Origin of the sequence: Vibrio hannami, assembly GCF_029589055.1 — a bacterium.
Taxonomy (GTDB): Bacteria; Pseudomonadota; Gammaproteobacteria; order Enterobacterales; family Vibrionaceae; genus Vibrio; species Vibrio hannami.
Genome location: NZ_JARQZP010000003.1, coordinates 619,746 through 634,523, shown reverse-complemented (window position 1 = coordinate 634,523; position 14,778 = coordinate 619,746). Strand labels below are relative to the sequence as shown.

Here is a 14,778-nt window from a genome sequence, read left to right as displayed (position 1 = left end):
TCAGTGCTCACCATTTTAGTTCATCGCTTTATAGTCTATTTGCTATCTATCTGTTATTTATCTAATTTTTTTATGGCTCAATTCTTGTAACAACCTTTTCACAAACGCACATCATCAGGGAATAGAACGATGCAGGAAACACTAACGGTAGTACTCGCAGGCGGAATGGGATCAAGGCTTTCACCATTAACAGACAACAGAGCAAAGCCCGCTGTTCCATTTGGGGGCAAATACAGAATCATCGATTTTACGCTGACCAATTGCCTTCATTCAGGGCTAAGACGAATTTTGGTCCTTACTCAGTACAAGTCTCACTCGCTTCAAAAGCACTTACGAGACGGGTGGTCTGTATTCAATCCAGAACTCGGAGAATATGTAACCGTTGTGCCACCACAAATGAGAAAAGGTGATAAATGGTATAGTGGTACTGCCGATGCGATTTACCAAAACCTTTGGCTATTATCCCGAAGTGAAGCTAAGTATGTCGTTGTTCTATCCGGTGACCATATTTATCGTATGGACTACGAGCCTATGCTAAAAAAACATAAGGAAAATAGCGCTGACCTTACCATTGCATGCATGGAAGTACCTGTAGAAGAGGCTAAGTCGTTCGGTGTTATGTCTATTGATGAAACCCAAAAAATTGTAGCATTTGCGGAGAAACCAGATAGCCCAGAACCTGTACCATCTGATCCTACGAAAAGCCTCGCTTCCATGGGGATTTATATCTTTACAACAGAGGCCCTGATAGATGCCCTCGAAGCAGATGCCGAAGATCCAAACTCGAGTAATGACTTTGGTAAAGACATAATTCCAAAGCTTATCGACAAAGAAGGCGTCTACGCACATCGATTTGGTGAGGCAGCGGGTCGTGTTTCCCGAGATGCATACTGGCGCGATGTAGGAACCATCGACTCTTTTTACCAGGCAAATATGGACCTGCTAAAACCCGTACCACCAATGAATCTTTATCAGCAGGACTGGGCAATCCGAACCTATGAACCTCAGCTACCACCAGCGCGAACCGTATCCTCTGTAACAGGTAACGAAGGCATCTTTATTAATTCTATTATCTCCAGTGGCGTGATTATTTCTGGCGGCTCTGTTCAGAACTCGGTGCTCTCTTCTAATGTACGAATAGAGAATGGTTCAACTGTTTCTGACAGTATCCTGTTTGATCACGTTGAAGTTGGGGAAGAGTGCCAGCTAAGAAACTGTATTATCGACAAGCACGTTAAGATCCCTGCTGGTACCAAAATTGGCATTAATTCAACTGAAGATGCGAAACGTTTTAAGATCTCTGAGGAGGGAATTGTCGTTGTACCTGAGTCTTACGTTTTCGATTAAGACTTTCCCCGAAAAGGGGCTTTGTCTAAGCCCCTTCCGAGTTACACCTGATAATCAAAAACGATAATATCTTCAAGTAGCGGGCGAAAAACCTGCTTTAGTGCATTATGTTCTGGATGAGGTAAGTAGTTTTGTCTACCTGCTTCATCGGCAAACGTCATGAATACTGTATGTGTATAGTCTTTATTTTTGTTTTCGGGGCTATCATTAATCCCCCACTCTACAGATACAACACCTTCAACCTTGTCAGGCATATCGATAAATAGACCTTCCAGTTTTTCTATCTCTTGTTGTGGTGCCGTTTCTTTAAACTTAATAAGCAGAATATGTCTGATCACCCCGGATCCTATAGTTAGCAATATATTGGTAAGCGTAATAGTAACGTTTTTCATATAAAACAAAAGGCTCCAATCGAAATTAGAGCCTTTTGATTATTTAGTTATGCTTATTTCTGTTTTTATTCCCAATCGAGAATAACCTTACCGGAAGCCCCGCTACGCATGACGTCGAAGCCTTTTTGGAAGTCATCAATCTTGTAGTGGTGAGTGATGATTGGTGTAAGATCTAAGCCAGATTGGATAAGGCTTGCCATCTTGTACCATGTTTCGAACATCTCACGGCCATAGATACCCTTAATAATCAGACCTTTGAAAATCACCTGATTCCAGTCGATACCCATATCTGAAGGTGGAATACCTAACAGCGCAATACGACCACCGTGGTTCATCTCTTGCAACATGCTATTAAACGCAGAAGGGTTACCGGACATTTCCAGACCAACATCAAAACCTTCAGTCATGCCCAGTTCAGCCATAACATCTTCTAGGCTTTCTTTAGCAACGTTTACTGCGCGGGTAACACCCATCTTTTTCGCTAGATCAAGCCTATATTCGTTAACATCTGTAATAACCACATGGCGAGCACCTACGTGTTTTGCTACTGCGACAGCCATGATGCCAATCGGACCAGCACCAGTGATTAGTACATCTTCGCCAACAAGGTCAAAAGAGAGTGCGGTATGAACCGCATTACCAAACGGGTCGAAGATTGATGCCAAATCATCTGAGATCTCTGCCGGGATTTTAAATGCGTTAAAGGCAGGGATAACCAGATACTCAGAGAAAGCGCCTGTACGGTTTACGCCTACACCTACCGTATTACGGCATAGGTGTGTACGCCCCCCACGACAGTTACGGCAGTGTCCACAGGTGATATGTCCTTCACCAGATACACGGTCGCCAATTTCAAATCCGCGTACTTCCTGGCCGATACCAACAACCTCGCCCACATACTCGTGACCAACAACCATTGGTACAGGGATTGTGTTTTGCGACCACTCATCCCAGTTATAGATATGAACGTCTGTACCACAAATTGCTGTCTTCTTAATTTTGATCAGCAAGTCGTTATGGCCTACTTCTGGCATTTCTACTTCGGTAAGCCAGATACCTTCTTCAGGTTTTAACTTAGAAAGTGCTTTAATCGTCATAGCTCTGTTCCCGCTTACTTAATAATGCCCATGTCTTTACCTACCTCGATAAACGCATTAATGGCTTTATCAAGTTGTTCGCGGCTGTGAGCTGCCGACATTTGAGTACGAATACGAGCCTGGCCTTTTGGAACAACAGGGAAAGAGAAACCAATTACGTAAATGCCCTTCGCTAGTGCGCGTTCTGCAAATTCTGCCGCCACTTTTGCATCACCAAGCATAATTGGAATGATTGCATGGTCAGCTCCGCCCATAGTGAAGCCAGCAGCTTCCATACGAGTACGGAAGTGTGAAGCGTTTTCCCATAGGCGCTCGCGAAGCTCACCACTTTCTTTTAGCAGATCAAGCACTCTGATTGATGCAGAGACAATAGATGGTGCTACTGAGTTTGAGAATAAATATGGGCGCGAACGCTGACGAAGCCAGTCGATAACTTCTTTTTTACCAGATGTGTAACCACCAGAAGCGCCACCCATTGCTTTACCTAGGGTGCCGGTAATGATGTCGATACGATCAATAACATCATGATATTCATGGGTGCCTTTACCGTTTTCACCCATAAAGCCAACAGCATGAGAGTCGTCTACCATAACTAATGCATTGTATTTATCAGCGAGATCACAAATAGCCGGAAGATTGGCTACTACACCGTCCATCGAGAATACACCATCGGTAACGATCAGTTTATGACGTGCACCCGCTTCGTTTGCAGCAATAAGTTGTTGCTCCAGTTCTGCCATATTGTTGTTTGCGTAACGGAAACGCATCGCTTTACAAAGACGAACACCATCAATGATAGAGGCGTGGTTCAGGGCATCAGAGATGATGGCATCTTCTTTGTCCAGGATTGTTTCAAATAACCCTGCATTCGCATCAAAGCATGAGGTATAAAGAATCGTATCTTCCATACCCAGGAAATCAGATAACTTCTGCTCCAGCTCTTTATGCGCATCCTGCGTACCACAAATGAAGCGTACAGATGCCATACCAAAGCCGTGTTTATCCATACCTTCTTTCGCTGCGTCAATAAGCGCCGGGTGATTCGCTAAACCAAGGTAGTTGTTAGCACAAAAATTTAGTACCTCTTCACCAGTAGAGATAGACACTGCTGCCTGCTGCTGTGAAGTAATGATACGTTCGGATTTATAAAGACCTTCAGCTTTAACTTCTTCTAATTGCTGATTAATTTGGTTATAAAATGCAGTGCTCATACAAGCATTCCTCAGTTTTAATTAAAGTTATTCGAAACAGTAAGTTAGGGGTGATTTCTTTCAGACATATAAAAATATTTACAGTGTAAAACTATTTTAATTCATTCCGTTTAATACTATTATCCCCATAGATGGAAAAACATTAATGAATCACAGGCAATAATAACTAATAAGGATGATCACACTTGGCTTCAAACAGACTCATCGCCATGATGCCCGACCTCGCTGCTTATATTTTAGTTGTTCAGGAAAAAAGTTTTACCGCTGCTGCCAAAAAGCTTGGTGTGACACCATCTGCACTTAGTAAAACAATCACCAGACTAGAAAAAGCGCTCTCGGTAAAGCTGTTAGAAAGAACCACGCGTAAATTATTGGTTACCGATGCGGGGGAAAAAATATACCAACAGTGCGTCAGTATGGTGAACTCAGCTCAGCAAGTGATTGATATCAGCAATAAAGACCATGACTTAGCCGCAGGGCCTATCACTATTGCCGCCCCAGAAGCCTTCCTGAATGACGTATTACAACCGTTGGTGATACCCTTTTTAAAACAATACCCAGATATACAGCTCAAATTAAGGGCGGCAGATGGTGCCATTGATATATTTGCAAACAAGATAGATGTCGCTTTTAGGCTCACTGATAAACCCGATGAGAATCTGGTACTACGCAATGTTGGAGTGACAAAACTAGTGTTATGCGCCAGTGCGGAATACCTCGAAATCAACGGTACTCCAACTCACCCTAATGATCTTATGAACCATGACTGTCTCTATCTGGCCGAAACCGACACAGACCATATCTGGAGTTTCTTAAAAGAAGATTCATTAGTCTCCGTTCCGGTGACTGGTCGATACGCTGTAAACCATTCACAAATGCGGCTCAATGGTGTCAAAAACGGCCTAGGTATAGGTATTTTTCATGACTTTGTTGTAAAGAGCGCCATAGAAAAAGGTGAAGTGGTTGAAGTTTTAGCTGACTGGACTGTCAAAGGGAATTACCATGGAATCATTGCGCTTCAATATGCACAAACGAAATACCTACCAGCGCGCATCAAGGTATTTATTGAATATGTAATGAAACAACTACCTCAGACGCTCGCCCATTAATAAGGAACCTCATGCTAAAACGTATCCATCACACCGCAATCATCTGTTCTGATTATCCTCGTTCTAAAGAGTTTTACATTGAAGTCCTAGGTTTGAAGGTAGTTGCGGAAAACTATAGAGAGAACCGAGATTCATATAAGCTTGATCTCGAGTTACCGGATGGTGGTCAAATTGAGCTATTTTCATTTCCCGGAGCACCAACACGCCCTACTAGCCCAGAAGCTCAGGGGTTACGACATCTGGCATTTGTCGTTGAGTCGGTTGAGAAAATGAAAACATACCTTGAGTCAAAAGAGATCGAGGTTGAAGATATCAGGATCGATGAATACACGGGCAAAAAGTTCACCTTCTTCAAAGATCCTGACAATCTACCGTTAGAGCTATATGAGGAATAGTACAGCCAAAGCTAATATTAGTATTAGAAGTTCGAATATTCTTCGATTTCTTTGTGACCCCGTAACTCTAAAAAATCAAGGAACTGACGAGGGCTGGTCGTAATAATTTGTTCGGACGGCATGTCTACCGACTCGAGCAATTTTTCGGCTAGCTCAAGCTTCCCTATCGCATCACAGAAGTGTGCATCACTACCCGTTGTGATATACGCCCCTAAGTCTCTTACTACTTCTGCAATTTTGTAGCAACGTTCAATGCTGCCAACCCGGCTATGACCCTTTAATGAACTGGCGTTGATTTCAATGGCAACATTGTGCTCTTTGGCACAACCAATAACCTCTTCAAAATCGAAGTCAAAACTTGGATTACCCAGATGACCTAAAGCATCAACTCTTCCACTTTTAATCACATTTATAAGCGTTCTTGTATGAACCGCTTTATTTTTCGGGGCAAATACCGGTTCGTGGAAACTTGCAATTGCCCAGTCAAGCTTTTCACCCGCGCGAGGATTGATATCAACTTCTCCAAGTTCATTAAGAATGTTGGACTCGATACCGCGAATCACCGCCACATCAGAAAGAAATCGAGGTAAGACAGTTTGGTTCATAAAAAACCAATAGTGAGGCGCTCCTGGCATTGAATCTGCGTGATCCGTAGTACAGAACATCTTTAGCCCATTTTCTTTGGCAGCCTTAGCATTTTCGATAATAGTGCTGTATGCATGACCACTAGCCAGCGTGTGAGTGTGCGTATCTACCTCAAGTTTCATATAGCCCCGGTAACTCTATCTATAAAAAAGATTAGTTTACCAATTATTGTGATCAAGGACAGACTTTCTTTGCTGTTATCAACGAAAATTAACCTTTCATCTAACACACCGATTTACATCACAGATATCAATAATAAAGCATTCAAGAAACTAATATTTCGATAGTTTTCTGGCAACGCGAATTATATAGACGATACTTGGTATTAAGCTGATCTAAAGAAATACGTAATGATTAAACATAGGTACTCGCTAAATATTCATATCACTACACTCTTCCTGATACTGGCAATTATGTTGGGAGGGGGATTGATTACTATCAGCTACTTACATTCTCAGCAGTTACTCTCACAGATTTCAAAAGCACTAAGTAAGGAGAATGCAACTAAGTTAGAAAATACCTTCCAAAGAAAAATATCTCCTATCTTAACGACTTTGGATCTAATGGCGACCAGAGCGCTACCTCCAGCGCCTGAGTCAGAGGAGGATCGACGACGCTGGCTAAAGTCAATTCAAATGATATTTTCCAGAAACCCAGATCTCGTGGCGCTTTTTTATGGTGATAATGCTGGAAACTCTACTCAATTTAGGCCGTTAAACGACCAATTTACCAAAGAGTTATTTTCGGTCCAGGAGACAGATGCCAGTATTATGCTTAATTACACCGCTATATCCGGTAAAAATGACTTTCTGTTTTTTGACGATGAGTTAAAACACGTTACCACTCAATCTGGCGACAATAATCAATATGACCCAAGAAAACGCCCCTGGTATATAAATGCGCGACCAGATGGGGAAATAGCGTTAACCGAGCCGTACGATTTTTATTTTCTTAAAACGATGGGAGTGACGCTATCTCGTGTTTCTATGGATAACGATACCGTAGTTGCAGCGGATATCACTCTGGACCAACTGTCCAGACAGCTCAGTGATATTGCGATTTCTGGCGATACAAAGCTTGCTCTCTTTGATACCAAATTCAACCTTATCGCCGGGTACCAGTACGTACCGGAATCTGATAACCCTAGTATTCCTTCGACTTCCGAGCTGTTTGAACCAGTACTGAACCGCACCAGTAGTAATATAATTTACGAAAAAGTGTTCTATGAAGATGAGTACTGGTCCGTGACACTGACTCCGGTAACACTCACTAACCATATTAATTTAATTCTTGCTGAAGCGACGCCCGAAAGCGAATTACTGTTCGATCTCTACTCGATGAGGGACAAACAGATATTTGCTGCTCTACTCATGCTAATAGCAAGCTTTGTCGTGATTTGGGTGACCGTCACCAGATTAACCAAGCCTTTAAAAATTCTTAGCGTTATGACTGAGAACATAAGGAGCTTCAGGTTTAAAAAGACCAGATATCCAAAAAGTATTATTCGAGAAGTTAACGAACTTACCTACTCTATTGAGCTAATGGAGCACACCTTATACGATTTGTTGACCTTGCTTCAGGACACTGCTTCCAAACATGATTTTGAACAACTGGCCAAAACCATAACAAAGCAAACCTATTTAATAACAAAAGCAGAAACTATTGTGCTTGCTATCGATAAAGAGCAGGACAATCAATTCACCGTCGAGGTAAACCATTCAATTATTCCTTTTAAAATAGGAATCAATGAAATACTGGAAAATACACCATGGTTAAAGTCAGAACTTTTAAAAGGTGAAATCGTAAAGATCAGCAAACACGACAACTTAATTAAAAACTATCAAAATATTTTTTACAACAGTGAAGCCTATCTTTTCCCTATGTTAAACAGGCGTAAAAAACTGGTGGGAGTTCTTATCGTAGGTTACGAACGTACGTGTAACAACATACAGAAAGACAAGCATGCATTTTTACGAGAGTTGCTTAACTTCGCTCAAATATCAAAAGAAAACATAGATCAAATAGAAAGACAGAAGAAGATGGTTTCTTCCTTTATTGAGCTAATGGCCACCGCAATAGACACTAAATCACCATACACAGGAAGCCACTGTCACCGGGTGCCACAGATAGCACAACTATTAACAGAAGCCGCAGTAAAAGATAAATCCGATTTTGCCGATTTCTCAATGACCCCTGAAAACTGGGAAGAACTCAATTTAGCCGCCTGGCTGCATGACTGCGGAAAAGTAACCACTCCAGAATACATTGTTGATAAAGCGACGAAACTTGAAACCATTTATGACAGAATTCATGAGGTCAGAATGCGTTTCGAGCTATTAAAGGCAAACGCAGAGACAGAGTTTTGGAAGTCAATAAACCGGGGTGAAGATAAACAAAAAGCGCAGTTACTTCTTGAGGAAGCTCATCAACAACTTGATGAGGAGTTCGAGTTTATCGCCAGTTGTAACCTGGGGAACAAAACCATTACTTCAGAACTGAATTCTAAAATAGAGCAAATAGCTTCAAGAACCTGGACAAGAACTCTAGACGATCAACTTGGAGTCTCCTGGGTCGAGCTCGAGCGAGCAGGTGAAAAAATGCCCTTGCCTACAGAAGAGAAACTACTCAGCGATAAAGATTCACACCTCGTCCCTTGGGACGAGACTTTAGATCCACGAAAAAACTGGGACGAAGAATATAACCTTAAACCTTCGCATGTTCAGTACAATCGTGGGGAGCTATATAACTTATCCGTTAAAAATGGGACGTTAACAGCTGAAGAGCGTTTTATGATTAACGATCATATCATCCAGACCATAAAACTTCTCAGACAGTTGCCGTATCAGGAACATATGAAGAATGTCCCTGATATCGCCGGAAATCATCACGAACGAATTGATGGTCAGGGTTACCCGCGAGGTCTGACAATTGACCAGCTTACCGTTCAAGAAAGAGTAATGGCAATTGCAGACATATTTGAGGCAATAACCTCTAGTGACCGACCTTATAAGAAGGCGCACACTCTTGAAGAAGCTATCGAGATTATGAGTCACTTGGCTACCTCTGGTCATATAGATCCCAAGTTATATCTGCTGTTTTTGACTAACAAAATCGACCAAACATATGCAGGTGAACACCTCAAGTCTTCTCAGATTGTTGAGTTTGATCGAAATGCTCATATAAAAGCAATTAAGTCCTATATTGCTGAAAATAGCTGATTACCTATGTGCGAGCGGTTGCTCCTGTTTCAGTTTAGCTATCGAAGGTATAAGCACCTGAAGCATACTCGCAGATATAATTAGTGTGATTCCCAAAAGCTGATGAAAACTGAAGCTATCGTCGAAGAACAGTTTTTGCCACACTGCGGTGAAAATCAAGTTAGTAAAAATCAAGGGGGCTAATTGAGAATTGCTTGATGCCAGCTGATACGCTTTCGCCCTGAAAAATTGAGTGTTCATAATTAACAGTGCTAGAGCAACTATAGCGAGCCAAACACCGACATGGTTCTGCGGTTCGGCAAACGTAGCGATGTCCTGCGCTGAAAAGCCTTTTAGTGCTAATACCGGTATCAGACAAATTGTAGCAACCGTAAATCCCCACGCGTTAATCTCCAGTGGCGTCATCGTGGTTTTTGTCGAACGGAATAAACTGAGTTGCGAACCTGCGTTACATAATCCCGCTGCCACCCCCCAAAATAACTCTGGTTTCAATGTAATACCTGACGTATCTCCGGCAAGAAAAATGACACCTATAAATGTCAGCGACAACCCAATTTTGTCACCCATTTATAGAAACACCAAAAAACAGTTTTTCAAACACCGGGATAAATAACGGCCCTGTTGCAAATAATACAACACTTTCGACAAGTGTTAGTTTTTCTAAAGCGACTAAGAAACATATCTGGCAGGTAGCAATAGAAATACCACGCGTTACTAGGGGCTTCCACATCTCTTTTGTAGGCAAGTTAATCTTAGAAATGCTCAATATTCCGAATACCATGATTGCAGGTAGTAAGAATCGAATGAAGCTCAACCATTGGATACTGACTGAATTTGCTAGATATTTTGCGGCTAAACCATTAAAGGACAGGCTCAGCGTAGACATTAACATAAATAGTATGGGACGGATTTCAGACGACATTTTCTCCTCCTTAGATAGGGCTATTGTATGGGAATGACTAGAGGAAAAAAAACGAGTAATATTAAACAAACCTGTAAGAATATCTAACATATGAGAACACTCGTCCCTTTAAAATCGATATACGCGTTTGTTGCGGTAGCTGAAACAGGAAGCATGACCGAAGCTGCTGCTGTACTAAATGTCAGTCATTCAGCAGTAAGTCAGTCGATCAAGAGTCTGGAAAATCAACTCGGCACTTCACTTTTTAGGCGTGTTGGTAGACGAGTGGAACTTAATACTGTGGGTAGAAAATACTACCGGAAAGTTGCCCCTGCTCTTGAACAAATTGTTGGCGCCAGCGAAGAGCTTCAACAACCAGCCAACCCAAATCGTTTGAATGTTAATATGGTCGCATCTCTTGCCATGCACTGGTGGATCCCAAGAGTACAACACTTTCAGGAAATGGCTCCAAACCTTGATATACGGATATCAAATATAATTGGACCTTTTAACATGGAAAAAGAAGACGTAGATGTCACTCTTGTACATGGTGTTCCGGACGAATGGGAGAACTATTACTGTGATAAGCTTGGTGACGATGAGTTAGTACTGGTGTGTCACCCCGATATAGTAACCAACGATATTTCACTTAACGAACTGCTAAAAACTTACCCTGCTATTTACGCTAACAATGAAAGGCGGAAAGAAGACTGGAAGAACTGGTGTCGCGAGAACAAGGTATACGTTCCAAACAGGCGAAACAGCCTGAGTTTTACCTCTTCTTTGCAAGGGCTTCAGGCAGCAAAGCGAAAACTTGGTGTTTTCGTCACCCACCGACTTTTTGTTAAGGACGATGTTGAACACGGTTTACTTGCCGAGGTCGGCAAACCCGTTCTCAATCCTAATCAAAGCTTTTACTTTGCCTGTCCTACCGGAAATTTAAAAATGGAGAGTGTTCTTGCACTCCGTACCTGGCTACACAAAGAATTTGATCGAAATAGCAAGAGCAGTAAGTAAAAGAGAAGCTCACGCTTCTCTTTTTGGGTTAGCTAGCGTTTTTTAACGCGTCCTCAATAGAAAATTTCTCGTTTAGGTAATGAGTAAGAGTCGCCGCCTGCTCCTGAGTGAATTCTAGTCCAAGCTTCGAACGCCTCCACAAAATATCTTCCGCGCTAATCGCCCACTCTCGCTCGATAAGATAGTCAACTTCAGCCTGATAGAGACCGTGTCCAAAGTCCTGCCCTAAATCGTCTAAGCTATTGGATTCATCCAGGAACTCAGAACTTAACGTTCCATAGGCTTTTACCCAGCGCCAAATCGTTTCATCTTCAACCCACGGATATTGGTTGCCTAATGCTTTTTTAAGGTTTTCTCTGCTAGTGAAATCTCCCCTGGCAATGTCGCTTCTTTGGTCCACTGCTCGCTCATATTGGGGAAGAATGGGGCAAGTTTGTCTACCGCTGCTTGTCCCAGTTTACGATACGTCGTTAGCTTGCCACCAAATATCGACAGCAATGGTGCATCGTCGTATTCGTCTTCTAATTCGATAGTGTAATCTCGTGTAACGGCTTGAGCGTCCGAAGATTCATCCTCACAAAGTGGGCGAACACCCGACCAGGTTGAGATAACATCTTGAGGAGAGACTTTTTCAACAAAATGTTGATTGACGATATCGCATAGATATTCAATCTCATCGTTATCTATGGCAACTTTTGAAGGATCTCCTTTGTACTCAACATCGGTTGTACCAATCACCGAGTATTTGTCGAGATAAGGAAGTACAAATACAATCCGACCATCCTGGTTCTGAAGTATAAATGCGTACTCCCCTTCGTACATTTTAGGAACGATCACATGGCTTCCTTTAACCAGGCGGATACCTCGTGGAGCTCGCAATTTAAGTTGTTTGTCATAAAACTTATCTACCCATGGTCCAGCCGCGTTTACAAGCGCTCGCGCTTTTACTGATTTAATTTCGCCGCTGCGAGTATCCTCAATTTGAATATTCCAGCCGTCATCTAAACGCTCAGCACCTACGCATTTATGTCGCGTAAAAATATCAGCACCTTTTTGCTCTGCTAGCTTCGCATTAATTACAACAAGGCGCGAATCGTCTACTGCGCAGTCCGAGTATTCGAAGCCCTTTTTCATTTCCGGTAAAAGAGGATCACTTTCAGCGAACTTTAATCCACGGCTGCCCTTAATTGAAACTCGTTTACCAAGATTATCGTATAAAAATAAACCCGCACGAATCATCCATGCCGGTCTTAGATGTGGCCTGTGTGGTAATCGAAACCTCAGTTCAGAGACTAGATGTGGCGCATTTTTTAGTAACACTTCTCGCTCGGCTAGCGCTTCACTTACTAATCTGAACTCGTAGTGTTCTAAGTAGCGCAAACCACCATGAATAAGCTTACTGCTAGCAGAAGACGTGGCAGAAGCCAGATCGTTCATTTCATATAGAGCTACTTTTAAACCTCTTCCTGCTGCATCAGAAGCGGTTGCCACGCCATTAATTCCCCCACCAATTACCACTACATCATAATCAGTTTCTTTTTTTTGCACCTGGCTATTACTCATGACCACCCTCTTTGATTTCGATATTGCTCGATAACGCTCATTTACGATAATTCAAGCACAATAAAAACAATAGATCGAGCATTTTTTATAATTTATATATAACAAACTCAACCCCTGTTATCACAAAGAGGTATATCAGATAACAAATGTCACACATTAATGTTGTTTAACTTACAATAAATGACATTTAGTGGTACAACTTCGCGCATAGTTTATTTCCCCCTTTGACCATAAATTCCACCAGGAGAACATAAAAAAATGGAAGAGAAGCAGAAAGTCGTTGTCGCACTCGACCAGGGAACAACAAGCTCAAGAGCGATTATTTTTGGACATGACGCTAATATACTGAGCTCAACTCAAAGAGAGTTTAGTCAAATTTATCCTAAAGCAGGCTGGGTTGAGCACGATCCTATGGAAATATGGGCGACGCAACGTTCGTCTTTAACCGAAGTACTCGCGCAATCTGATGTTGAAAACTCGGATGTTGCTGCTATAGGTATTACCAATCAGCGCGAAACAACCATCGTTTGGGACAAGGAAACTGGCCACCCTATATACAACGCTATTGTGTGGCAGTGCCGCCGTACAGCTGACCGTTGTGACCGTTTAGTCGAAGAAGGCCATGACGAATACATTCGTGAGAAAACAGGTCTTGTAGCAGATGCTTACTTTTCTGGATCAAAGATCGAGTGGATTCTTGATAACGTAGAAGGTGCACGCGACAAAGCAGAACGCGGCGAACTTCTGTTCGGTACTGTCGATACCTGGTTAGTATGGAAACTTACTAATGGTGCTTCTCACGTTACAGATGTCAGTAACGCTTCTCGTACAATGCTGTTTAATATCCATACTTTGGAATGGGACGAAAAGCTCTTAGACATATTCAACATACCTCGATCTATGCTACCGGAAGTGAAGTCGAGCAGTGAAATTTTCGGTTACGCAAATATTGGTGGCGGAACAAAAATCCCTATTGCAGGTATCGCTGGCGATCAGCAAGCAGCGATGGTTGGTCAACAATGTATTACCAAAGGCCTGGCGAAAAACACCTACGGCACAGGTTGCTTCCTACTGATGAATACGGGTTCAAAAGCCATTCGCTCAAAGCATGGCTTGTTAACGACGATCGCATACCAAATCGGAGAAGAAGTAGCGTATGCATTGGAAGGAAGTGTGTTTATGGGGGGTGCGACCATTCAGTGGCTTAGAGATGAACTTGGCTTAATTCGAGACGCATCCGATACGCAATACTTTGCAGAAAAAGAGGACGATACAAATGGCGTTTATCTGGTTCCCGCTTTTGTTGGTTTAGGCGCTCCATACTGGGATCCTCGCGCGCGCGGCACGCTTACTGGGTTAACTCGTGGGACCAACCGTAACCATATTATTCGAGCTGCACTTGAATCTATTGCTTTCCAGAGTCGCGATGTTCTCGAAGCAATGCAGGAAGACTCAGGACTAATGCTAAACCAAATCAGAGTTGATGGTGGTGCTGTCGCAAATGATTTCCTCATGCAGTTCCAGGCCGACATCGTAGGTTCTAAGGTTGTTCGTCCTATCGTTCGCGAATCTACTGCATTAGGTGCAGCGATGCTGGCAGGTTTAGCCGTTGGGTTCTGGAACAGTTTTGACGAGCTAAGTGATAAAAAAGAAATTGACCGTGTATTCCAGCCAAATATGGATAAACAAGCACGTCAGGAAGCTTATGACGGCTGGCTTGATGCGATAGAACGCACTAAAAGCTAAACAAGTTAATCACTTAAAAGTATAAGGAGAGCCTCGGTTGCTCTCCTTTTTCTCTCTTTGTTTGGTACGTTTGGTCTTAACAAAATTCCACGCCGTTATTAACCCTCGATCACTCTGTAGTTCAAAAAACACCGTCA

General features: G+C 42.4%; 11 protein-coding genes and 2 pseudogenes. 6 read left to right on the top strand and 7 right to left on the bottom strand.

The annotated features are described in order from the left end of the window. Positions 1–123 precede the first annotated feature (123 nt). Positions 124–1,347, top strand: a pseudogene (glgC, locus tag P7F88_RS04510) (glucose-1-phosphate adenylyltransferase); the annotation flags it as partial. A gap of 41 nt (positions 1,348–1,388) precedes the next feature. On the opposite strand, the gene P7F88_RS04505 reads toward glgC, so the two are convergent. The 3 genes from P7F88_RS04505 to P7F88_RS04495 form a co-directional block, all read right to left on the bottom strand. After that, positions 1,389–1,739 (bottom strand): Dabb family protein, encoded by a 351-nt coding sequence (locus P7F88_RS04505; protein ID WP_277822271.1) that lies wholly within the window; start codon positions 1,737–1,739, stop codon positions 1,389–1,391. 65 nt (positions 1,740–1,804) lie between these two features. Beyond that, positions 1,805–2,836 carry an L-threonine 3-dehydrogenase gene (gene tdh / locus P7F88_RS04500; protein WP_277822269.1) on the bottom strand — a complete coding sequence of 344 codons (1,032 nt, stop codon included), beginning with the start codon at positions 2,834–2,836 and terminating at the stop codon, positions 1,805–1,807. Between the two features lie 14 nt (positions 2,837–2,850). Beyond that, positions 2,851–4,047 (bottom strand): glycine C-acetyltransferase, encoded by a 1,197-nt coding sequence (locus P7F88_RS04495; protein WP_277822267.1) that lies wholly within the window; start codon positions 4,045–4,047, stop codon positions 2,851–2,853. Positions 4,048–4,232: 185 nt separating this feature from the next. On the opposite strand from P7F88_RS04495, the gene P7F88_RS04490 reads away from it, so the two are divergent. Both P7F88_RS04490 and gloA2 read left to right on the top strand, forming a co-directional pair. Further along, positions 4,233–5,156 (top strand): LysR family transcriptional regulator, encoded by a 924-nt coding sequence (locus tag P7F88_RS04490; RefSeq protein WP_277822266.1) that lies wholly within the window; start codon positions 4,233–4,235, stop codon positions 5,154–5,156. A gap of 11 nt (positions 5,157–5,167) precedes the next feature. Then, entirely contained in the window at positions 5,168–5,551 is a 384-nt protein-coding gene (gene gloA2, locus P7F88_RS04485; protein WP_277822264.1) for an SMU1112c/YaeR family gloxylase I-like metalloprotein, read from the top strand. 23 nt (positions 5,552–5,574) lie between these two features. Here gloA2 and P7F88_RS04480 read toward each other — a convergent pair whose 3' ends face one another. After that, positions 5,575–6,318, bottom strand: coding sequence for a phosphatase (locus tag P7F88_RS04480; RefSeq protein WP_277822262.1), 744 nt, complete (start codon positions 6,316–6,318; stop codon positions 5,575–5,577). Between the two features lie 228 nt (positions 6,319–6,546). On the opposite strand from P7F88_RS04480, the gene P7F88_RS04475 reads away from it, so the two are divergent. Next, complete coding sequence (locus P7F88_RS04475) at positions 6,547–9,414, top strand: HD domain-containing phosphohydrolase (protein ID WP_277822260.1); 2,868 nt, start codon at positions 6,547–6,549, stop codon at positions 9,412–9,414. Here P7F88_RS04475 and P7F88_RS04470 read toward each other — a convergent pair whose 3' ends face one another. Further along, positions 9,415–9,981 carry an EamA family transporter gene (locus P7F88_RS04470; protein ID WP_277822258.1) on the bottom strand — a complete coding sequence of 189 codons (567 nt, stop codon included), beginning with the start codon at positions 9,979–9,981 and terminating at the stop codon, positions 9,415–9,417. After that, positions 9,974–10,336 carry an EamA family transporter gene (locus tag P7F88_RS04465; protein ID WP_277822256.1) on the bottom strand — a complete coding sequence of 121 codons (363 nt, stop codon included), beginning with the start codon at positions 10,334–10,336 and terminating at the stop codon, positions 9,974–9,976. The genes P7F88_RS04470 and P7F88_RS04465 overlap by 8 nt, the downstream gene beginning before the upstream one ends. A gap of 90 nt (positions 10,337–10,426) precedes the next feature. Between P7F88_RS04465 and P7F88_RS04460 the strand changes: the two genes are divergently transcribed. After that, on the top strand, positions 10,427–11,332 hold the full coding sequence (locus P7F88_RS04460) for a LysR substrate-binding domain-containing protein (RefSeq protein ID WP_277822254.1): 906 nt from the start codon (positions 10,427–10,429) through the stop codon (positions 11,330–11,332). 28 nt (positions 11,333–11,360) lie between these two features. On the opposite strand, the pseudogene glpD reads toward P7F88_RS04460, so the two are convergent. After that, positions 11,361–12,895, bottom strand: a pseudogene (glpD, locus tag P7F88_RS04455) (glycerol-3-phosphate dehydrogenase). A 258-nt stretch (positions 12,896–13,153) separates the two neighbouring features. On the opposite strand from glpD, the gene glpK reads away from it, so the two are divergent. Continuing rightward, positions 13,154–14,641: a glycerol kinase GlpK gene (glpK, locus tag P7F88_RS04450; RefSeq protein ID WP_277822252.1), complete on the top strand. Its 1,488-nt coding sequence runs from the start codon at positions 13,154–13,156 to the stop codon at positions 14,639–14,641. Positions 14,642–14,778: the final 137 nt, after the last annotated feature.